Raw genomic sequence first — 19,094 nt, forward strand, 5'->3', positions numbered from 1 at the left:
GTAACACACAATTAAGCCCCTGACATAGGTTTGCTCGACAGCTTGCGTCAGCACCGAAATCAGGGGCTTTACAATTTCAATTTATCCGAATGGTCTATCGTACTATAACATACTTGTCTGCTTTTGGTATGACTCTGCCCACTATTCTAGCGTCAAGGCTGCCGTATGCAAGCATCTTCGCTACAAGAGCTTTGGCGTCATTTTCGGGAACAGAAACCAAGAGTCCTCCGGCTGTCTGCGGATCATAGAGTATGTCGGATATGTGATCAGCAATACCCTCCATACGGACATCGTTTTTGACAAAATCCCTGTTACGATATGCTCCTGCTGGAATTATACCTGATTTTGCAAGCTCCTCTGTTTCGGCTATGAACGGTATTTGGGCTACAGTGATTTCAATTGTGACATCAGAGCCCCGTGCCATCTCCATAGTATGTCCTAGGAATCCAAAACCAGTTACATCCGTTGCAGAATTAACCCTTATATCATCAAAAGCCAGGGCTGCATACTTGTTCAGGTGAGTCATGATCTTTACAACCTCATCGACTGTCTGCTGACCTACGATTCCCGCCTTTATTCCTGTATTTATTATGCCTGTTCCAAGAGGCTTTGTGAGCACAAGTACATCGCCAACCTTTGCTGCAGAGTTTGAGAGCACTCTGCCTGGATGGACAATGCCGCACACAGAGAGCCCGTATTTTGGTTCGTTGTCATCCACTGAATGGCCCCCCACAAGAATTGCTCCAGATTCTTGAACCTTGTCAAAGCCGCCTTTTAGAATTTGTGCCAATATGCCAACGTCCTTGCAGGCTGGAAAGCAGACGATATTCATTGCGACAAGTGGCTTGCCGCCCATAGCATACACGTCAGAGAGTGAGTTCGTGGCTGAAATCAATCCGAAGAGATAGGGGTCGTCGACTACAGGTGTGAAAAAATCCAGCGTCAGTATTAGTGCCGTCTCACTGTTTATCCTATAGACTGCAGCGTCATCTGAGTGCTCATAGCCTACTAAAAGATCCTTGTTGAATACCTGAGGAATTATTTCAAGCGCTTTGGCCAGATACTCCGGCCCCAGCTTAGCGGCTCAGCCAGCTGCCCGAACCATCTGAGTCAGCTTAACCTCTTCCTCATAATGTTTATTTGTTTTTAACTTGTTTGTTTCGAGTCTATGATGAAGCTTTAGTTTCTTAATATCCATATAATAGCCCCCTTTTATGTTGCTTTTAAGCTGTGAATATAATAAAAATATAAAATCTAATGAATATATACCCCGCAATTGCACACAAGTAAATAGGCATAGAGCGCATTAGATAATATAATAGCTATGTAATCGGATATAGAAAAAAACTATATCAAGCCCGAATTATTCATGCAGTGTTAGATTTGCTAAAAAACTACTCTTCACTTTTGGCTTTCACTCATTGGGTGCAGAGTGAAAAATCGCAATATTTAAGCAATATCAATGATTACGGCAGAAAGTTGTTGTTGTCATGAATAATTCGGGATTAAAATTAACAAACTGCCGGAAATTTAAAATATACATTATTAGGCAAATGTATAAAAAATACTAATAGAACGATGTTATATCATAGGAAATATTAATAAATATAGTCAAAACAATTTGAAATGATTATAATTATAAAACGGATCCTCAAAAGCAGGGGACAAACAATATAAAAACCAGGGGGTTATTATCTAATATGAAAAAGAAATTCAAGGGTATTTATTCGGCGCTGATACTGTTGCTTGTAGCCTGTGTTGCGGGCTCAATGGTGGGCTGCACAGGAAAGAAAACAGAAGAGGCAGCTGGCGAAAAGCAGGTAATTAAAATATTCATTCCGGGCTACGAAGACGAGCTCTGGAAGGGGCTTTACGATGCGGGTATAAACGACTTTGAAAAGGAAAACCAGGGCGTAGATGTTGAAGTAGTGCCTGCAGGTTGGGACGAGGCCAACAGCAAAATAGTTTCGCTGATACAGGCAAATGAGGCGCCGGATGTTATGATAACAGGCTCCAGGTCGCTCAGACAGTTTGCGGCGATGGGAGCAATAGAAAAGCTGGACCAGTACATGACTGACGAATTCAAGGCTGGTCGTGTAAAGCCTGTTCTGGCTACTGCAAATATAAGCGGAACGCAATACGGAATTCCACTGGCATTCTCGTCAAGGGCTCTTTACTACAGAACTGACCTTATACAGACTCCTCCAACTACTTGGGACGAGCTTTATGCAGCTGCTGAAAAGGTCAAGAAAGAGCATCCTGAAATGTACGGCTTTGCAATACCAACAGACATCACTTCAGGAACAGATGAGCTGTTCAACTTCATATATCAAAACGGCGGCTCGGCTACCGACGCGGATGGCAACATAAAGCTGGCCACAGCTGAAAACATTGCAACACTGGAATTCTTGAAGAAATTCAGTGACAACAAGCTAATACCTGATCCAGTTTCAACATCAAGGTCAAGCCAGGCTCCAATGTTCCAAAACGGAGATCTTGCAATGTTCATATCGGGACCATGGGAACAGAAAACGCTTGATGAGAGTGCAGACAAGGCTCCATATGGAGTGGCTGTGCTTCCTTCAGGCACAAAGATGGCTGAAACACTAGTAACCGACTCATTTTCAATATCCTCGCAAAGCAAGAACAAGGAGCTTGCGTGGAAGCTTATAGAGCATATGGGCAAATTCGAGTATCAGAACGCATACGACGAGGCGATAGGTTTCTTCCCTATACTAGTAGAGGAAGAGAAGGAAGAAAGATATAGCAGCGATTTCCTAAAGCCGTTTAAGGAAATGATACAATACGGTGTGGCAGAGCCACAGGTTCCAGTTTGGGATACTTTCAACGAGCAGTTTGTAACTGCCGTTCAAAAGGTCTTGACTGGAAACGCGACAGCAGAGGATGCGTTGAAAGCTGCCGAAGCTGAACTTACAACAAAATAAACAACAAAATAAAACTAAACAAGAAGGTAGCTGATTTCAGCTACCTTCTTGCAATACAAGAGCATGGAGGAAGTTATGTTTACAGAGCTAAGGAAAAGGCATGCAACGCCATATGCGCTGATAGCTCCCGTATTGATATTCATGATTATAGTATACGGATACCCTCTTCTACTTACATTCAAATACTCATTCCAGGATGTATCGCTTATTGGAAGCAAGAGCATATTCGTGGGGCTTGCGAATTACAAGAGGGTGCTGACTGATCCGAAATTCTACAACACGCTTATACTTACATTGAAATGGACAGTGTTGACTGTTGCTTTGAAAATTGGCTTTGGATTTATTCTGGCTATGTTTTTAAACGGAGAAATATATTTAAAAAAAATATACAGATTTCTTGTGCTTATTCCATGGGCTATTCCACAAGTTGTCGTATCTATACTCTGGGCATGGATACTCGACGGACAGTATGGATATCTAAACTACTATCTTCAGAAAATGGGACTCATAGAAAACGCCATTTATTGGCTTTCAAGCCCGAGACTGGCATTCATATCGACCTCCGTAGTAGATGCATGGATTGGAATTCCGCTGGTGACGATGATATTCCTGTCAGGGCTGAGCGCCATACCCGATTCATTTTATGAGGCAGCCAGGGTGGACGGAGCAAATGCTCTGCAAAAATTCGTCCATATAACCTTGCCAAGCATGAAGAAGGTAATCCTGATTGCTCTAACCTTGACAACCATTTGGACTTTTAACTCATTCAATGTGATATTTGTGCTTACGGGAGGCGGGCCTATGGGTGGAACGGAGACAATGATGATAAGGATATACAAGGAGACCTTCGGCAAGTATAATCTGGGCATGAGTGCGACATTGTCGGTGGCTGTTTTCGTAATTTTAACTGCGCTAAGCATATTTTACTGGAAGCAGATTAACAAGGATGAGGATTAGGACATGAAAATAAAAAAAATACCTATTCTAAAAATAATAAACACGGCAATTATAACTGTGATAATAGGGCTGATGATAGTGCCTTTTTTCATAATGATATCCACTTCGCTCAAGTCGTATGCGGAGGTCACAAAATGGCCTCCCGTCTGGCTGCCGGACATTCCAAAATGGGAGAATTTCAGCACCGTTTGGAGCAAGGCGGGGAACATAAGAATTGCCTTTGTAAACAGCCTCATAGTATCACTCAGCACGATGCTGCTGTGCACGGTGCTCGGCTCATTTGCGGCTTATAGCGCATCAAGATTCAAGTTTGCGGGAAAGAAACCTTTTCTTTTTGGAGTTATAATAACCCAGATGTTTTCTGCAGTGATTCTGATTGGACCAATGTATGGAATAATAAGAGACATGGGCCTGCTGAATACCCATCTTTCACTTATTATTCCCAATACGGCATTTTCACTGCCGATGACCGTATGGCTTTTGTACGGGTATCTAGACGGCATATCGCCAAGCCTTGAGGAGGCCGCGATGCTGGACGGCTGCACGAGGCTGCAGGCGGTAACTAGGATACTTATGCCGCTACTTGCTCCCGGCATTATAACATCGGGACTGTTTGCGTTTATCGTCTCCTGGAATGATCTTATATTCGCAAACTCCTTCATCACCCGCACCGAAATGAGAACGCTGTCGGTGGCTCTGACTTCATACCGCTCACTGTTTGAGACATACTGGCACAACATGATGGCGGCTTCTTTGATTTCCGTAATACCGGTTTTCGTACTCTTTCTGATGATACAGAAGTACCTTGTGAAGGGATTGTCGGCGGGAGGCGTAAAAGAATAGTCAGTATATGGATATAAGCATGATGACAAGGAATAAGACTGAAAAGGAGATAAAAAATGTCGAGTTTAACATTCAAAAACATAAATAAGGTTTATCCTGGAAATGTCAGGGCTGTTTCTGATTTCAATCTGGACATAAAACATGAAGAATTCATTATACTTATCGGACCGTCTGGATGCGGAAAATCGACTATGCTCCGTATGATTGCAGGTCTCGAGGACATAACCGAGGGCGAGCTCTATATAGACGAAAAGCTCGTGAACGACGTGGAGCCAAAGGACAGGGACATAGCCATGGTGTTCCAGAATTATGCTCTCTATCCACATATGACCGTATATGAAAATATGGCTTTCGGCCTCAAGATGAGAAAGATGCCAAAGGAAGAGATTGAAGAAAGGGTAAGCAGGGCGGCCGACATTCTCGGAATAAACGAATTGTTGGGCAGGAAGCCGAAGGCCCTTTCCGGAGGACAGAGGCAAAGGGTTGCACTCGGAAGGGCGATTGTGAGGAGCCCGAAGGTGTTTCTAATGGACGAGCCCCTGTCAAATCTTGACGCAAAGCTTCGGGTACAGACAAGGGGAGAGATAGTCAAGCTGCACAAAAAGCTGGGGACCACTTTCATATACGTTACGCACGACCAGGTTGAAGCTATGACAATGGCTGACAAGATAGTAGTAATGAAGGACGGCATCATTCAGCAGTTTGCCTCACCGCAGGAGCTCTATCAAAATCCTGCAAATCTTTTCGTGGCCGGCTTCATTGGGAGTCCCCAGATGAATTTCCTTGAGGTAGATGTTGTTGAAAACGGAGCTGAAATCTATCTGAAAAGGGACGGTATGAAAATAAGGCCATCAGGCGAGGCTGAAAGCAGGCTCAGGGAAAAGGGCTATGTGGGAAAGGCGCTTAAAATAGGAGTGCGTCCCGAAGACGTATATTTAGGCCATGACGAAGAGGCATATCCAATAAAAGCCGAGGTGGATGTGATTGAGAACATGGGGAGCGAAAAGTATCTCTACTTAAAAGGCGGGCATGGCAGCGTAACCGTAAAAGCTGGGAGTGATGTGGCTGTCGACCTTGGAGATGAAGTGCAATTTAATTTCGAGGCAAATAAGCTGCACTACTTCGACAAATCCAGTGAGCTAAGCATATAACATATAGGTATTCTGGTGCTCCTGGAACAATCTGAAGGCTATGAATAGGAGTGATGAGAAATATGAAACTTGATTATAAGATTCTGGATTCATCAGTAAAGCATATAAAGGGAAGCGAAGAAACCATAAAAAGCGGAGATTTTTATCTGGAGGTGGCTAAGGAGGAATCCTTTGCATTCCAGATATTCATAAGAGCAGATAAGCCGTTCTTTGGCACGCTCGGAAAGAATAGAGACATACACTGGAAGGGACTCGGCGACAGAATCCGCATAGAGATAGCCGGCCACGAAGGTCTACTAGATATGAGTTTTCTCGGATATGTGCAAATTGATGATGGAAGCATAGTCGCAGACCCCATACTTAAGAAAAAATCACTTTATATCGAAAGCGGATACCAGATGATCTGGGTGCAGGGCAAGGTGCCGAAAGGATTTTCAAAAGCTAATTTGGAATTGGAGCTAAGAGCGTATCATTCTAACGGCTATAGAGCGGAAGAGCTGGTTGCAAAAGAAGATGTCAATATAGGCGTGCTGGACTACGTCATTAGGCCGGTTAAGGAAGGTGGATTCTATCTGGACCTTTGGCAGCACCTTTGTAGCTGGGCCAGAGCATACGATGTAGAGTACTTTTCCGAAGAACACTTTCAGATAATTGACAACTATATAAAGGGGCTGTCGGAGCTCGGGCAGCGGGTTGTGGACCTGATAATTACAGACTACCCATGGGCGGGCCAAAGATGCTACCAGTTCGAGGATAACGCTTCAAACCTTTATGAATTCAACATAGTAAAAGTAAGCAGAAAAAACGGCAGGCTAACCTGCGACTTTTCAGCGGTGGACAGGTATATCGATATATGCTTTGGCCACGGCATCGACGAGGAGATAAACATATTCGGAATAATAGGCAACTGGGATGCATACTCATTTGGAAGCCCCATAGGAGACCTTAAGGACCCCATGAGGGTTGTCTGCTATGACGAGGATTTGGGTCGCTTTGACTATATAAGGTCAAAGGAGGAGTTCGGGGAGTATCTCCGTGCTGTCTTCAGACACCTTGCGGGCAGAGGGCTGTGGGACAAGGTGAAGATTATGAGCGATGAACCTAACAATGTAGAGCTTTTCAAGGAGACGCTTGAGCTCATAGAGTCGGCAGTGCCGGAGCGAAAGATCAATATTAAATGCGCAATACACGACCAGCACTTTTTTGATAATTACGGGGACAACATACAGTACCTGTCACTCAACACATGCGAGCTTGTAAACAGTATGGAAAGACTCAATTCCATAAAGGACGAGGTCAACAGCCGAGGCGGAAAAATGACGTGGTTTTCATGCTGCTTCCCTGAGGATTTGAACATTTTCATAAAGTCTCCGCTTATTGAAAGCAGGCTCAATGGCTGGTTCACGTACTACTGGGATCTGGACGGATTCCTTAGGTGGGCATATGCAATATGGCCGACCAATCCGCTTAAGGATGTAAGGTACAAGTATCCGAAATGGAACGCTGGAGATATGTTTTTTATATATCCGGGCAAGGACATGAAGCCCATGGGATCTGTGAGGGAGAAGAACTTCCTGTTTGGAATACAGGACTTTGGCATTTTCAAGGAGCTTGAGAAAAGTGGAATTTCAAAGACTGAAATAATAAGGGAGATGGAAAGACTTCTTGGAAGTAAGTGCGATATGGAGTTCGTACCGGAAAGAAGCGTCAGGATGAAGTATTCGCTGGAATACAAAGAATACGCTGAGCTAAGAAACTCGCTGATTAAGAAGCACCTGCTTAATTCAAAGCTGTAACAAAGAGCAAAGGAGGCAAAATCATGGATATATTAAGACAAATTTCCGACTGCATACTCAACATGGACGAGGAAAGCATAGGCACTCTGATAAGGCAGGCAATTGAAGCTGAGCATATACAGCTGCAGGATATATATGAAAAAGGTCTTAACGAAGGTATGGTAAGGGCCATAGACTTTTTCGAGAGCAAGCAGTATGACATACCGGAAATAATAGTGTGCGCCGACACATTAAACAAGGGCCTAAAGGCATTAAGTGAATACGGCAGCCTCAGCAGTGAGAGCAAGGGCAAGATACTGCTTGCTGTCGTAGAGGGAGACACACACGAGATAGGCAAGAACATAGTAAAGATAATGCTCGAGGCGGCAGGGTATGATGTCGTAGATTTCGGGGTAAACAGAAGCGTCGATGAAATCATAAGCATGGCCGCTTCGGAAGGCGCTCAGATAATTGGACTCTCGTCGATGATGACAACCACAAGGGGTGAGATGAAGAAGCTAATAGACAAACTCAACTCCATGGATTCGGGGAAAAAGCCGTATATCATAATAGGCGGCGGAAGCGTCACAAAGAATTACTCTGTTGAAATAAACGCTGACGGCTACGCCTCAAATGCGCCAAATACAGTAAAGCTGGTTCAAGGGCTGCTGAAGGAGGGAAAATAGATGACTCTGCTTGAGTATATAAACAGCGAAGAAAGAAGCTTTTTTCTGCCTGACATGGGGACTAACGGTCTTTTTTTAACGGGCTACAAGGCCTACGAGGTTTACACTGACCCAAACAAGCAGCTTGAGCTTGCAAAGAAGATGAATGAGACCTTTGAAACCGACTTCATATATTCGCTGTGCGACGGTGCGATATTCTGCGAGACGCTGGGCTTGGACATATTGAAGCCCGATTATGACTTTCCAAGCGTGCTGAGCCATCCCATAGTGGATATTGAATCACTCCAACGCTTTGAAGTCTCCGACCCGTATAAATCGGGCAGGATGCCCGTTAACCTTAAAAGCCTGGAGCTGATAGCCACAAATATTGACAAGCCGCTCTTCGTGTCTATACAAGGGCCATTCACCCTGGCGGTACAGCTGGCGGGAGCAACTCATCTTCTAAGATGCGTAATAAAAGACCCGGAGTTCGTCGAAAATCTGCTTGAATTCACAACGGAAACTGTCAGAAGATATGCCGTGGCTGTCAACAAAGTCGGCGCCAAGTATATATCAATAGCAGAGCCGGCCACGGTAACCTTAGGACCCGAAAGATTCAAAAAGCTTGTAGTTCCTAATCTCAACAGGATATATGACGAGCTGGACTGCTGGAAAGCGCTTCACATATGTGGAGACACCAATTTCCTGCTGGATCTTATGCTCACATGCAATGTTGACGCCCTCAGCCTCGACCAGATAATGAATTATGAGGAGGTAATGAAACGAATACCTCCAAACATAGTGCTGCTTGGAAATCTAGACCCTCTTGAGCTTCTCTTCAACTCAAATGTGGATACGATAAGGCTTGAGACGATAAAGCTGCTCAAGAAAATGAGGAAGTACGACAACTACATGTGCGCCTTCGGATGCAACTGCATGAATGACACGCCTGTTGAAAACCTCCAGGCTGCCATAAGAGCCGGCAGGATGTCATATGAAGAGCTTGACAATATAGAGGTTTAGATATGAGACTAAAAATTAAAGATATAAATATAGACAAGGAGCAGGTGAAAAAATTCCTGGGCTATGCCAGCAAGCCATGCCCTCCTATAATCCTGAAAAAAATCGATGAGGAAATGGAAAGGGCTGCGGAGCTTTTTGAGCCCGAAGTATTAGTCAAGCGCTTTAAAATAGATTCCATTAAAGGCGCTGAAACACGCTTTGGTGGAACTACTTCAATTCAGAGCGAATATGTGGCGCAGGAGCTCGAGGATTCAATAGAGCTCTATCTAGCGCTCTATACAATAGGAAACAGGATAGAAAAACGGATAAATGAGCATTCAATCGGTAGTGAGATGATACGGGCAATGATACTCGACAAGATAGGCGTGGTGGCTCTTGACGATATTAACCGGCAGCTGAAGGAAGCAATTGAAGAGGAGTCTGCCCCTTATAAAATATCTGCGCAGATCTTTCCCTCGCAAAGAGATTTTGAAATATCGAATCAGAAAATGATATTTGAAGCGCTTGAAGCTGAAATAAGCAACATAACAATAAGCTCGCATTTCCAGTTTAATCCCATCAAAACAGTGGCAGTAATTTTTGGAATGGGAAGCGCTGCAGACAAGCTGAGCATGTGTGACAGATGCGAGAATAAATGTTTTTAGCAGGTTGACATAAAACCCATCGTATATTATTATATTGAGTAATGTAATATTTGATTTGAACAGACGGTGCATCAATGCTGCATGCAGTCGGGCTTTGAACGAAGCAGTGGATTAAATCCATGGGACAATTTTTAAGGTTTTATTGTCCTATGGATTTTTTATTTTGCGCAAAGGAGCTATTGAGATATATGGAAAAATACAAGAAGGTCAAGAAAATACTATGGATAATACTTTTAGCCAACCTGTTTGTTGCGGTCTTGAAAATAGTAATAGGAATGATGATAAGCAGTGCGAGTATGACGGCCGATGGCTACCACTCTCTTTCTGACGGCTCGTCAAACATAGTCGGCCTAATCGGCATAAGCATAGCGGCAAAGCCTGTAGATGAGGACCACCCTTACGGACACAAGAAATTCGAGACGCTCTCTGGACTTTTCATAGCGGGCATGCTCTTTTTCATAGCGGGCAAGGTCATACTGGACGCTTTCGGCAGATTTGCAAATCCCGTCATGCCGGAGGTAAATATCGAAAGCATAGTGGCCCTTGTGATCACACTCATAATAAATATAGCTGTATCTACAATCGAGCTCAGGGAGGGCAGGAAGCTTGGCAGCGATATACTTGTAGCCGATTCGACCCACACAAGAAGCGACATATTCATTTCAATAGGCGTATTAGCGACGCTTGTTGGAATTAAGCTTGGAATGCCAGCGATAATAGACCCTATAGCATCTCTTGTGGTCGCAGGATTTATACTACATGCGTCATACGAGATATTCAACCATGCAAGCGGAGTACTTGTAGACAAGAGCGCAGTGTGCGACAAGAAGGTTTGCGAGATTGTAATGGGCTTCGATGAGGTAAAGGACGTCCATCACATAAGAAGCCGAGGAAGGGAAGATGACATACACATCGACATGCATGTTATGACTGACCCGAACATGACTGTCCAGGAGGCCCATGTACTCTCTCACAGAATAGAGAAGCGGATTAAGGACGAGATAAACCACAATACACAGGTGATCGTGCATATAGAGCCTTACGTAGAGTCTGGAGTCAAATCCAAGGACTATGAAGCGAAGAAAAATCAAAACCAGGAGCCAGAAAAAGAATAGATTAGCAGGCACGTACCAGAAGAGAGAAGAAACATCTCAGTTTGTTTCAAAATTATTAAGCCAACCTAGTATGTAACGATATAATATGAAAAACGGCCTGATAGCTAAATGCTGTCAGGCCGTTTTTGGATGGCGTATTTATTCAATGAGTCTATACTTTTCTTTTTGCTAGCTCCCTGTCCACAATCTCCTGGAGTACTTCGCCGGCCGCAAAAATAACGTAGTTGCAGCCCTCTTCCTCAGTTCGGTAGAGGGGCTTAAGATCGGCGCACATGCTGGAACTGAGCTTGCTTTTGAATTTGTCTATGAACTCGACTACAAGGGGCTCTAGATTCTCGCTCTGGTGGGCTACGTTGTCGGTAAAGAGCACGCCGAGCACAGCAAGGGATGCAGCCATGGCTCCGCACACGCTTTCTACATACATGCCGGCGCTAAAGGGAGCCATCGACTTCATGGCAGGCTGGTTTAGGCCAAGGCTGTATTCCTCGTTTGCAGCGTAAATGATAGTTTCGGAGCAGCTAAGATCATATCTGCTCTTATCTCTATATTTTCTTACGGTATCCATTAGCATATTTATCCTCTCCCTCTATTCTTTCTGGCTTCTATTTCGTAAGCTCGTGCATTCTCTCAAGCGACTTGAGGGCCTTGACCCTGATTTCCTCGTCTATAGTTATGTTGTGCTGCATGTAGAGCAGGCTGTTGTAGACGTCCTCAAGCGTAGTCTTCTTCATGTTCTGGCATGTCATTGAGCCGCCAGGAATGTAGAAGTTCTTGTCCGGATTTCTTTTCTTAAGCTCGTAGAGGATGCCTTCCTCTGTGACTATTATGAAATTCTTCTTGTCGGAATTTGTGGCGTAGTCTATTATATGGCTTGTGCTGCCGATAAAGTCAGCCAGATCCCTTATCTCCTTTTCGCATTCAGGGTGGGCCAGCACGAGCGCGTCTTCAATCTTTTCTTTTAATTCAATGACTTCTTCCGGCTCGACCCTGACGTGAGTTATGCAAAAGCCATCCCAGAGTATGAACTTCTTGTCTGGGAACCGCTCGGCTATATAGCCGCCAAGGTTCCTGTCTGGAAGGAATATTATCTCATCACTTTCTATGTTGCTTATTATCTTGTCGGCGCTTGATGAGGTCACACTAACGTCGCAAAGCGCCTTGACCTCCGTCGTCGAGTTGATGTAGCAAACTACGGTAGCATTGGGATGCTCCTCTTTGAGCCTTTGCACACCTTCAGTGTCAGCCATTTCTGCCATAGGGCAGCCGGCATCAAGCACAGGCAGAAGCACTGTCTTGTGGGGCGAGAGTATCTTGGCGCTGTCAGCCATGAATTTTACGCCGCAAAAGACTATCACGTCCTGTTCGCAATCCCTGGCGACCTTGCTGAGATAGTACGAGTCGCCTGTAGCATCGGCTATTTCCTGAATCTCTGGCCTCTGGTAGAGGTGTGCAAGTATTATGGCGTTCCTTTCCTTTTTAAGCTTGAGTATTTTCTCGCGAATATCAGCAGTCACTTATAAAGTCCTCCTTAAAATATATATCCAAATAATATGCTTTTGAAAATAGTAACCCTAAACAACTTGCCGGTCAACTTATATTTTACAATATTTATGAAAATTATGATATATATAAAAATTAGCATGATTAGACAGAAGGAAAACTAATAGAGCTCTAGCGAGAGTTAGACTGGCAGTATTTTGTGAAAAAAATGATTTTTGTATGTTCAGAATCTATACATAGGGTATATAATCAAAATAGAGTTAAAATTACATAGGGACACAATAGTTATGATGTGAGCCTAAAATATAACATAAGGAAAGGTTGGTAGCTATGATTTCAAAGAAAATGCAAGCACAGGTACAAAGCAGTTCAATAATAAGGGCGATGTTTGAAGAAGGTAAAAGACTGGCAGGGATTCACGGAGCAGAAAATGTATTTGATTTCAGTATAGGGAACCCAAGCGTTGAGGCACCTGACGAAGTGAAAAAGGCAATTGTAGATATTGTGAATTCCGAAGATGCTATGAGCATACATGGATACATGAACAACTCGGGCTATGAAGATGTTAGGGAAGCCATAGCCAAGTCAATAAACAAGAAATTCGGCACAGCTTTCAATCACAAGAACATACTCATGACAGTAGGAGCGGCAGGAGGACTAAACGTTGTATTCAAAACCCTGCTGAATCCTGGGGACGAGGTCGTCGTATTTGCGCCATTCTTTGGTGAATACAGAGCCTATGCTGACAACTTTGACGGCAAGCTCGTAATAGTATCGCCAAACACTGTTGACTTCCAGCCAAACCTTGAAGAATTCAAAGGAAAGATTACGCCAAACACTAAGGCTGTAATAGTTAATTCACCAAACAACCCAACGGGAGTAATATACTCGGAAGAGACAATAGTTAAGCTGGCAAAAATTCTGGAGGAGAAGCAGAAGGAATTCGGAACAGACATATACATAATATCTGACGAGCCATACAGGGAGCTTGCATATGACAATGCGCAGGTTCCATATTTAACTAAGTACTATGCAAACACAATAGTAGGTTACTCCTACAGCAAATCCCTTTCTCTGCCTGGCGAGAGGATAGGATATCTTGTTATACCAAGCGAGGTTGCAGATTTTGAAAACGTGGTTGCCGCAGCCAACATAGCAAACAGAATCCTGGGATTTGTAAACGCTCCTTCGCTAATACAAAAAGTGATAGCTAGGTGTCTTGATGCCGAGGTGGATGTAGAGGCTTACAACAAGAACCGCGAGCTTCTTTACAACAACCTTTCGTCATACGGCTATGAGTGCATAAAGCCCGAGGGCGCGTTCTACCTCTTTGTTAAGGCTCCGATTGAGGATGACAAGGAGTTTTGCGCGAAGGCTAAGGATAAAAACATACTCCTAGTGCCGGGGTCGGCATTCGGATGTCCAGGATATGTAAGAATTGCCTACTGCGTAGCCTACAAGACAATAGAAAGAGCGCTTCCAAGTTTCAAGGCTCTGATAGATGAGCTGAAATAGTCATAGAATTACATCGATGTTGCAGCAACAAAATATGTAAATTCATGGGACGGCTTTCTAAATGAATATAGTATAATAGATACAGGATAGATAGTCTGCTACAAGGCTGTTTATCCTGTATTTTCATGATCGGGATGCAGTTTAAATATTGCAATAAGGGTGGATGCTATGATGAAGGACTTGACCAAGGGGAATGAGACAAAGGCGATAGTATTGTTTTCAATACCGATGATAGCAGGAAATATTTTCCAGCAGCTTTACAATATAGTCGATACTGTGATAGTGGGCAGGTTCATAGGGCCGTCTGCGCTTGCAGCTGTGGGATCATCCTATACTCTTATGGTATTTTTGACTTCCATAATAATCGGGCTGTGCATGGGAAGCGGAGTGGTCTTTGCTTTTTTTTTCGGAGCAAGGGAGATGGAAAAACTCAAAAAAAGCTTTTTCTCATCCATGATTTTCATACTTGCAGTAACTGTGGTCATTAATGTGCTTGCGCTTGTTATGCTGGACAACATACTCGTGATGACAAACATTCCTAAAGACATTTATGCAGACACAAGAGAGTATCTGCTCATAATATTTACTGGAATAATATTCGTATTTGTTTACAATTATTTCGCAGCTGTGCTCCGTAGCATTGGGGATTCGATTACTCCACTGACATTCCTGGTTGTTGCCGCGCTCGTAAATATAGGTCTCGACTTAATATTCATAGTGGGTCTTAAAATGGGAGTTGAAGGAGTAGCTTGGGCTACTGTGATAGCTCAGGCAGTATCGGCGGTCACAATAGCCTTCTACAGCTTTGCCAAAATGCCTGAAATTCGCCTGACATTCCAATCTTTTAACTGGGACGGCGTTATCGCAAGGCATATTGCAAACCACGCGGTGCTGACTAGTGTTCAGCAGTCGATTATGAATTTGGGCATACTTACGGTCCAGGGACTTGTAAACAGCTTTGGAGTGACTGTTATGGCGGGATTTGCAGCAGCGGTGAAAATCGACAGTTTCGCATACATGCCTATGCAGGATTTTGGCAATGCATTTTCTACATACACTGCCCAAAACATGGGCGCCGGGGAAGAAGAACGGATTCACCGGGGAATCCGCTCTACAACAATACTCATAACGCTTTTTTGCATTGCTGCTTCGCTGTTTGTATTTTTCTTTTCGGAAAATCTCATGCAGATATTTGTCAGAAAATCCGAAGCGGATGTAATTGCAGTAGGAACTCAGTATCTGCACATAGTCGCCGCATTCTACTGTCTTATAGGGTACCTTTTCATGCTCTACGGCCTATATCGAGGGCTTGCAAAAACCTGGATGTCGATAGTGCTGACTGTCATATCGCTGGGCACTCGTGTGTTTCTCGCCTATTTTCTTGCGACCCAAACAAGTATTGGACTAGTAGGGATATGGTGGGCTATACCGACGGGATGGCTGCTGGCCGATGCATTCGGATTCATATATTATCTTAGAAATTCAAAGAAGCTGCTTGCTTTCGATTTGGGAGGAAATTATGCCGACGTTGAGGATAGCAACATACAATATTAAATGCGGGCATGGAATGGACGGAAAACTTGATTTAAAACGCACGGCCAGAGCACTGGAAGCCTTGGGAGCTGATGTAATATGCCTGCAGGAGGTGGATATGAACAGGGCTCGAACACTCTATGCTAATCAAGCCCTGAAGTTCGCAGGCCTGCTCGGTATGGAATATAGTTTTGGCGCCGCAATAAAATACAGCGGCGGCGGTGCGTACGGAAATGCCATACTCTCGCGGCATCCGATTGTGCAGCAGAAAAATCACAGGCTTCCGGGACAAGGCTCTAAAAGGGCGATTCAGGAGGTTCAAGTCGAGGTTGAGGGAAGCAGAATCGCAATTTTCAACACTCACATGGAACTGGACCAGGAGCAAAGGCTTCAGCAGATTGAAGGCTTTATAGTACCGCTTGTTAGCTCGTATACCGGCCCGGCGGTGTTGTGCGGAGACTTCAATGAAAAACCGCAATCGCCCGGAATTCGCTGCCTTAGCAGGCATTTTAAGGACAGCCTGCATTCTAACTCCGGAAAGCTGACTCTAACCTTCCCTGCGGATATCCCCAAGTCGAGAATAGACTACATATTTCTGAATTCAAAATGTAGGGCGCTCGACTACAAGATTGTAAACTCCATAGCATCAGACCATCTGCCGGTGCTGGCGCTTGTAGAATTCTAGATTATCTTCCTAAGCACATGAGACTCGGAGGTTTCGCAATTATCCTCGAGCAGCCCGAGCCTCTGGGCAAGAGCCTGAGTCGTGCTGGCCTGCAGCAGAAGCGTCACAAGTATGGTCATGAAAACAACAGAAGATATTATTCCGCTGTGGGGTATTTGCATTGCAGCTATCATGCCCGAAAGTGCGGCGGGTATCACGCCTGTCTCCCTAACCCAGCACATGAACAGGATCTCCCTTAAGGTCCACTTCGCTTTTTTGTCGGGAAGCGCACATAATAAAACTGTTAGCGGTCTGACTACAAAAATAAGCAGCAAGACTATTTGGAGCGACTGCTTCCAGTACATTGCAAGCACAGTAAAATCCACAGCTGTTCCCAGTATTATGAATATAGCCATTCTCAGCATGGTAGATAGCGTGTCTCTTACGTTAGTCTGAATCAGGGAAGAGTTTTTGGAAACAAAAATATCAAGCTCGGATTTGTTTCCGCATACAAGCCCTGTTATGAATGCGGCCATGTAACCGCTGCCGCCCAAATTTTCAGAAAGGACGTATGAAATTATAACTGCAAGTATTGATACAAGCGGGGCATATTCGTGCAGTATTCCTGCCTTGCCGTCGGAAATGGCGAAAGAGAGGATAATACCAGTAAGAGCTCCGACTATAACTCCCCAGACAATCATATAGGCGAGTAGACTCAGGCTTGAATCTACTGAAAAAGTCCCGTTTTGTATAGCTGCTATTATCGAAAACACGAGAATGGCTCCCGCAGCATCGTTGAAGGCCGACTCGCTTATGATAGTCTGCTTTATCTTTTCTCGAAGCGATATGCTTTTGAACACTGGAACAAGCGTAGCCGGGTCTGTAGAAGCAATCACGGCTCCCAGAAGGAGTGCGTATTCAGGGTCGATGTAAAAAATCCTTGCAGCGACAAAGCCTGTAATCAATGTAGTCAGGGCAACTCCTAGAATGGCCAGCAGGCCTACCGTCATTTTCACACTGTTTAGTATATTTAGCCTGACTACTCTGCCACCGTCATAAAGTATGAATGCGGAGCCGAATGTAAGCAGCAGTTGTTCTCCTATTGTTGACACGTTAGTTCCAACAAGATCAAGAAAAAAAGGACCAATCAAAATTCCGCCAATAAGGAACATGACGACGTCAGGAAGCCTGAAAAAGCCGCTTAGCTTTCCTAGAATCATACCCGTTATGAGAACTATGGCAAAAAGCGATAGTATACTGTTGGTTGAGGCAATTAGTGAGGTTTCCATAGCAGTCTCCTTGTAATTATATTTGCTGGATATTTTAAACCATTAAATACAACTATAGGACATAATGCAAAATATTGCAAGAGGAGTTATGTAAAATAGCCCGCAATCCTGAAGGAATTGCGGGCTATCACATACAGCGGTTAGATGTTTAATGTATTTCCTGCAAGCCTTTGAGTATAGCGGGCTTGTCAAATTCATATCCATCAAGCAGGTCCAGCTTTTTCGCAAGCAGCTTAGTAGTTGTTGCCTGCGCTGTGAGCGTTAATAGTATGGTCATAAAGACAACGGATGATATTATCCCGCTGTGCGGCATATTCATTGAAACTATCATTCCTGAAAGGGCAGCCGGTATAACGCCAGTCTCCCTCACCCAACACATGAACAGTATTTCCTTGAATGTCCATCTAGCCCTTCTATCTGGAAGCGTACATGCGATTACTGATATCGGCCTAATTACAAACATAAGCAGGAACACTATCATCAGCGATTCCTTCCAGTATTGAGAAAGTGCCACGAAATCCACAGAAGTACCCAGCATTATGAATATTGCCATTCTCATGAGCGTTGACAGCGTTTCTCTGACATGAGTCTGAACAAGTGAAGAGGTTGGCGGAACAACAAGGCTGAATGTTGATTTGTTGCCGCATACCAGACCTGCCACGAATGTAGCCATGTAGCCGCTTCCATGTACTTTTTCGGCAAGCACGTAAGCTATTATGACGGCGAAAATTGACACAAGCGGCGCATATTCGTGAAGTATGCCGTATTTTCTGTCTGATATAGATAAAGAGAGCAGTATTCCAACGACAAGTCCAACGGTAATTCCACCGACAATCATTATTGCAAGCTCACCCAAACTGCTCCCCAGCGAAAACGTGCCGCTATGGATGGTGGCTATTATTGAAAAAACTAGTATCGCTCCTGCCGCGTCATTGAAGGCAGATTCGCTTATTACCGTCTGCTTAACCCTGTCCCTTAGAGTTATGCTTTTAAAAACAGGCACGAGCGTTGCTGGATCCGTTGAGGCTATGACAGCCCCAAGAAGCAGAGCATATATCATGTCTATATGGAAAATCTCTTTGATGGCATACCCAGCAATAAATGTAGATATTGCTACGCCGACAATTGCAAGCATGCCCACTGTAAATTTGACATTGTTGAGTATCCTTAGCCTTACTTCTCTTCCGCCGTCATAGAGAATGAATGCTGAGCCGAAAGTAAGCAGAAGCTGTCTTCCTATAGGTGACACATCGGAGTGCACAAGATTTAGAAAAAATGGACCCGCCAAAATCCCGCCCAGAAGAAACAATACCACATCGGGAAGCTTTAAAAAGCCGCTGAGTTTGCCTAGAACCATTCCGGCTATCAGCACTATCGCAAATAGCGAAAGAATTTCGTTTGTTGAAGTAATTAATGAGTTTTCCATGATTGCTTTTCTCCTTAAAATTCAGTGAAATTATTAATTGCTTTTGATA

The 19,094-nt window shown here is 44.1% G+C and carries 17 protein-coding genes and 1 riboswitch; of the genes, 12 read left to right on the forward strand and 5 right to left on the reverse strand.

Translation table 11 applies throughout. The features are described 5' to 3' along the window. Positions 1 to 94: 94 nt before the first annotated feature. Positions 95 to 1,105, reverse strand: a complete 1,011-nt coding sequence (gene selD / locus EAL2_RS12815; protein WP_242842543.1) for a selenide, water dikinase SelD — start codon at positions 1,103 to 1,105, stop codon at positions 95 to 97. A 595-nt stretch (positions 1,106 to 1,700) separates the two neighbouring features. Here selD and EAL2_RS12820 point away from each other — a divergent pair. The 9 genes from EAL2_RS12820 to EAL2_RS12860 all read left to right on the forward strand — a co-directional run bounded on the left by EAL2_RS12820 (position 1,701) and on the right by EAL2_RS12860 (position 11,118). After that, positions 1,701 to 2,945 carry a sugar ABC transporter substrate-binding protein gene (locus EAL2_RS12820; RefSeq protein WP_025436757.1) on the forward strand — a complete coding sequence of 415 codons (1,245 nt, stop codon included), beginning with the start codon at positions 1,701 to 1,703 and terminating at the stop codon, positions 2,943 to 2,945. 63 nt (positions 2,946 to 3,008) lie between these two features. After that, positions 3,009 to 3,902 (forward strand): carbohydrate ABC transporter permease, encoded by an 894-nt coding sequence (locus tag EAL2_RS12825; protein ID WP_242842538.1) that lies wholly within the window; start codon positions 3,009 to 3,011, stop codon positions 3,900 to 3,902. A 3-nt stretch (positions 3,903 to 3,905) separates the two neighbouring features. Continuing rightward, the gene (locus EAL2_RS12830) at positions 3,906 to 4,745 is read left to right on the forward strand and encodes a carbohydrate ABC transporter permease (RefSeq protein WP_051489265.1); all 840 of its coding nucleotides are present in this window, start codon (positions 3,906 to 3,908) and stop codon (positions 4,743 to 4,745) included. 56 nt (positions 4,746 to 4,801) lie between these two features. Then, entirely contained in the window at positions 4,802 to 5,896 is a 1,095-nt protein-coding gene (locus tag EAL2_RS12835) for an ABC transporter ATP-binding protein (protein WP_025436760.1), read from the forward strand. A gap of 62 nt (positions 5,897 to 5,958) precedes the next feature. After that, on the forward strand, positions 5,959 to 7,692 hold the full coding sequence (locus EAL2_RS12840) for a DUF4091 domain-containing protein (RefSeq protein WP_025436761.1): 1,734 nt from the start codon (positions 5,959 to 5,961) through the stop codon (positions 7,690 to 7,692). Between the two features lie 23 nt (positions 7,693 to 7,715). After that, a complete protein-coding gene (locus EAL2_RS12845) occupies positions 7,716 to 8,357 on the forward strand; it encodes a cobalamin B12-binding domain-containing protein (protein WP_025436762.1) in 642 nt (213 codons plus the stop codon). Beyond that, complete coding sequence (locus EAL2_RS12850) at positions 8,358 to 9,359, forward strand: uroporphyrinogen decarboxylase family protein (protein ID WP_025436763.1); 1,002 nt, start codon at positions 8,358 to 8,360, stop codon at positions 9,357 to 9,359. A 2-nt stretch (positions 9,360 to 9,361) separates the two neighbouring features. Then, a complete protein-coding gene (locus EAL2_RS12855; protein WP_025436764.1) occupies positions 9,362 to 10,003 on the forward strand; it encodes a hypothetical protein in 642 nt (213 codons plus the stop codon). A 45-nt stretch (positions 10,004 to 10,048) separates the two neighbouring features. Continuing rightward, a riboswitch (NiCo riboswitch) is annotated at positions 10,049 to 10,133 on the forward strand. A gap of 58 nt (positions 10,134 to 10,191) precedes the next feature. After that, a complete protein-coding gene (locus tag EAL2_RS12860; RefSeq protein ID WP_025436765.1) occupies positions 10,192 to 11,118 on the forward strand; it encodes a cation diffusion facilitator family transporter in 927 nt (308 codons plus the stop codon). Positions 11,119 to 11,269: 151 nt separating this feature from the next. On the opposite strand, the gene EAL2_RS12865 is transcribed toward EAL2_RS12860, so the two are convergent. Together EAL2_RS12865 and nadA are read right to left on the reverse strand one after the other, a co-directional pair. Continuing rightward, the gene (locus tag EAL2_RS12865; RefSeq protein WP_025436766.1) at positions 11,270 to 11,689 is read right to left on the reverse strand and encodes a C-GCAxxG-C-C family (seleno)protein; all 420 of its coding nucleotides are present in this window, start codon (positions 11,687 to 11,689) and stop codon (positions 11,270 to 11,272) included. Between the two features lie 31 nt (positions 11,690 to 11,720). After that, positions 11,721 to 12,632, reverse strand: coding sequence for a quinolinate synthase NadA (gene nadA, locus EAL2_RS12870; protein ID WP_025436767.1), 912 nt, complete (start codon positions 12,630 to 12,632; stop codon positions 11,721 to 11,723). Positions 12,633 to 12,948: 316 nt separating this feature from the next. Between nadA and EAL2_RS12875 the strand changes: the two genes are divergently transcribed. The 3 genes from EAL2_RS12875 (at position 12,949) to EAL2_RS12885 (ending at position 16,351) form a co-directional block, all read left to right on the forward strand. Beyond that, the gene (locus tag EAL2_RS12875) at positions 12,949 to 14,133 is read left to right on the forward strand and encodes a pyridoxal phosphate-dependent aminotransferase (RefSeq protein WP_025436768.1); all 1,185 of its coding nucleotides are present in this window, start codon (positions 12,949 to 12,951) and stop codon (positions 14,131 to 14,133) included. Between the two features lie 159 nt (positions 14,134 to 14,292). Continuing rightward, complete coding sequence (locus tag EAL2_RS12880) at positions 14,293 to 15,687, forward strand: MATE family efflux transporter (RefSeq protein ID WP_025436769.1); 1,395 nt, start codon at positions 14,293 to 14,295, stop codon at positions 15,685 to 15,687. Then, positions 15,653 to 16,351, forward strand: a complete 699-nt coding sequence (locus tag EAL2_RS12885; protein WP_158408943.1) for an endonuclease/exonuclease/phosphatase family protein — start codon at positions 15,653 to 15,655, stop codon at positions 16,349 to 16,351. The genes EAL2_RS12880 and EAL2_RS12885 overlap by 35 nt, the downstream gene beginning before the upstream one ends. Here EAL2_RS12885 and EAL2_RS12890 read toward each other — a convergent pair. Together EAL2_RS12890 and EAL2_RS12895 are read right to left on the reverse strand one after the other, a co-directional pair. After that, a complete protein-coding gene (locus EAL2_RS12890; RefSeq protein WP_025436771.1) occupies positions 16,348 to 17,619 on the reverse strand; it encodes a cation:proton antiporter in 1,272 nt (423 codons plus the stop codon). The genes EAL2_RS12885 and EAL2_RS12890 overlap by 4 nt on opposite strands. A 148-nt stretch (positions 17,620 to 17,767) precedes the next feature. Further along, positions 17,768 to 19,045, reverse strand: a complete 1,278-nt coding sequence (locus EAL2_RS12895; RefSeq protein WP_025436772.1) for a cation:proton antiporter — start codon at positions 19,043 to 19,045, stop codon at positions 17,768 to 17,770. Positions 19,046 to 19,094 lie beyond the last annotated feature (49 nt).

The sequence above is a fragment of the Peptoclostridium acidaminophilum DSM 3953 genome (assembly GCF_000597865.1).
Classification (GTDB): domain Bacteria; phylum Bacillota; class Clostridia; order Peptostreptococcales; family Peptostreptococcaceae; genus Peptoclostridium_A; species Peptoclostridium_A acidaminophilum.

What these genes read in the sequence shown, in the direction of transcription:
- EAL2_RS12850 (WP_025436763.1), top strand. Translation starts at nt 8,358, where the DNA reads ATGACTCTGCTTGAGTATATAAACAGCGAAGAAAGAAGCTTTTTTCTG.
- EAL2_RS12855 (WP_025436764.1), top strand. Translation starts at nt 9,362, where the DNA reads ATGAGACTAAAAATTAAAGATATAAATATAGACAAGGAGCAGGTGAAA.
- EAL2_RS12835 (WP_025436760.1), top strand. Translation starts at nt 4,802, where the DNA reads ATGTCGAGTTTAACATTCAAAAACATAAATAAGGTTTATCCTGGAAAT.
- EAL2_RS12885 (WP_158408943.1), top strand. Translation starts at nt 15,653, where the DNA reads ATGCCGACGTTGAGGATAGCAACATACAATATTAAATGCGGGCATGGA.
- EAL2_RS12860 (WP_025436765.1), top strand. Translation starts at nt 10,192, where the DNA reads ATGGAAAAATACAAGAAGGTCAAGAAAATACTATGGATAATACTTTTA.
- EAL2_RS12890 (WP_025436771.1), bottom strand. Translation starts at nt 17,619, where the DNA reads ATGGAAACCTCACTAATTGCCTCAACCAACAGTATACTATCGCTTTTT.
- EAL2_RS12830 (WP_051489265.1), top strand. Translation starts at nt 3,906, where the DNA reads ATGAAAATAAAAAAAATACCTATTCTAAAAATAATAAACACGGCAATT.
- EAL2_RS12825 (WP_242842538.1), top strand. Translation starts at nt 3,009, where the DNA reads ATGGAGGAAGTTATGTTTACAGAGCTAAGGAAAAGGCATGCAACGCCA.
- EAL2_RS12865 (WP_025436766.1), bottom strand. Translation starts at nt 11,689, where the DNA reads ATGCTAATGGATACCGTAAGAAAATATAGAGATAAGAGCAGATATGAT.
- EAL2_RS12875 (WP_025436768.1), top strand. Translation starts at nt 12,949, where the DNA reads ATGATTTCAAAGAAAATGCAAGCACAGGTACAAAGCAGTTCAATAATA.
- EAL2_RS12840 (WP_025436761.1), top strand. Translation starts at nt 5,959, where the DNA reads ATGAAACTTGATTATAAGATTCTGGATTCATCAGTAAAGCATATAAAG.
- EAL2_RS12820 (WP_025436757.1), top strand. Translation starts at nt 1,701, where the DNA reads ATGAAAAAGAAATTCAAGGGTATTTATTCGGCGCTGATACTGTTGCTT.
- EAL2_RS12895 (WP_025436772.1), bottom strand. Translation starts at nt 19,045, where the DNA reads ATGGAAAACTCATTAATTACTTCAACAAACGAAATTCTTTCGCTATTT.
- EAL2_RS12845 (WP_025436762.1), top strand. Translation starts at nt 7,716, where the DNA reads ATGGATATATTAAGACAAATTTCCGACTGCATACTCAACATGGACGAG.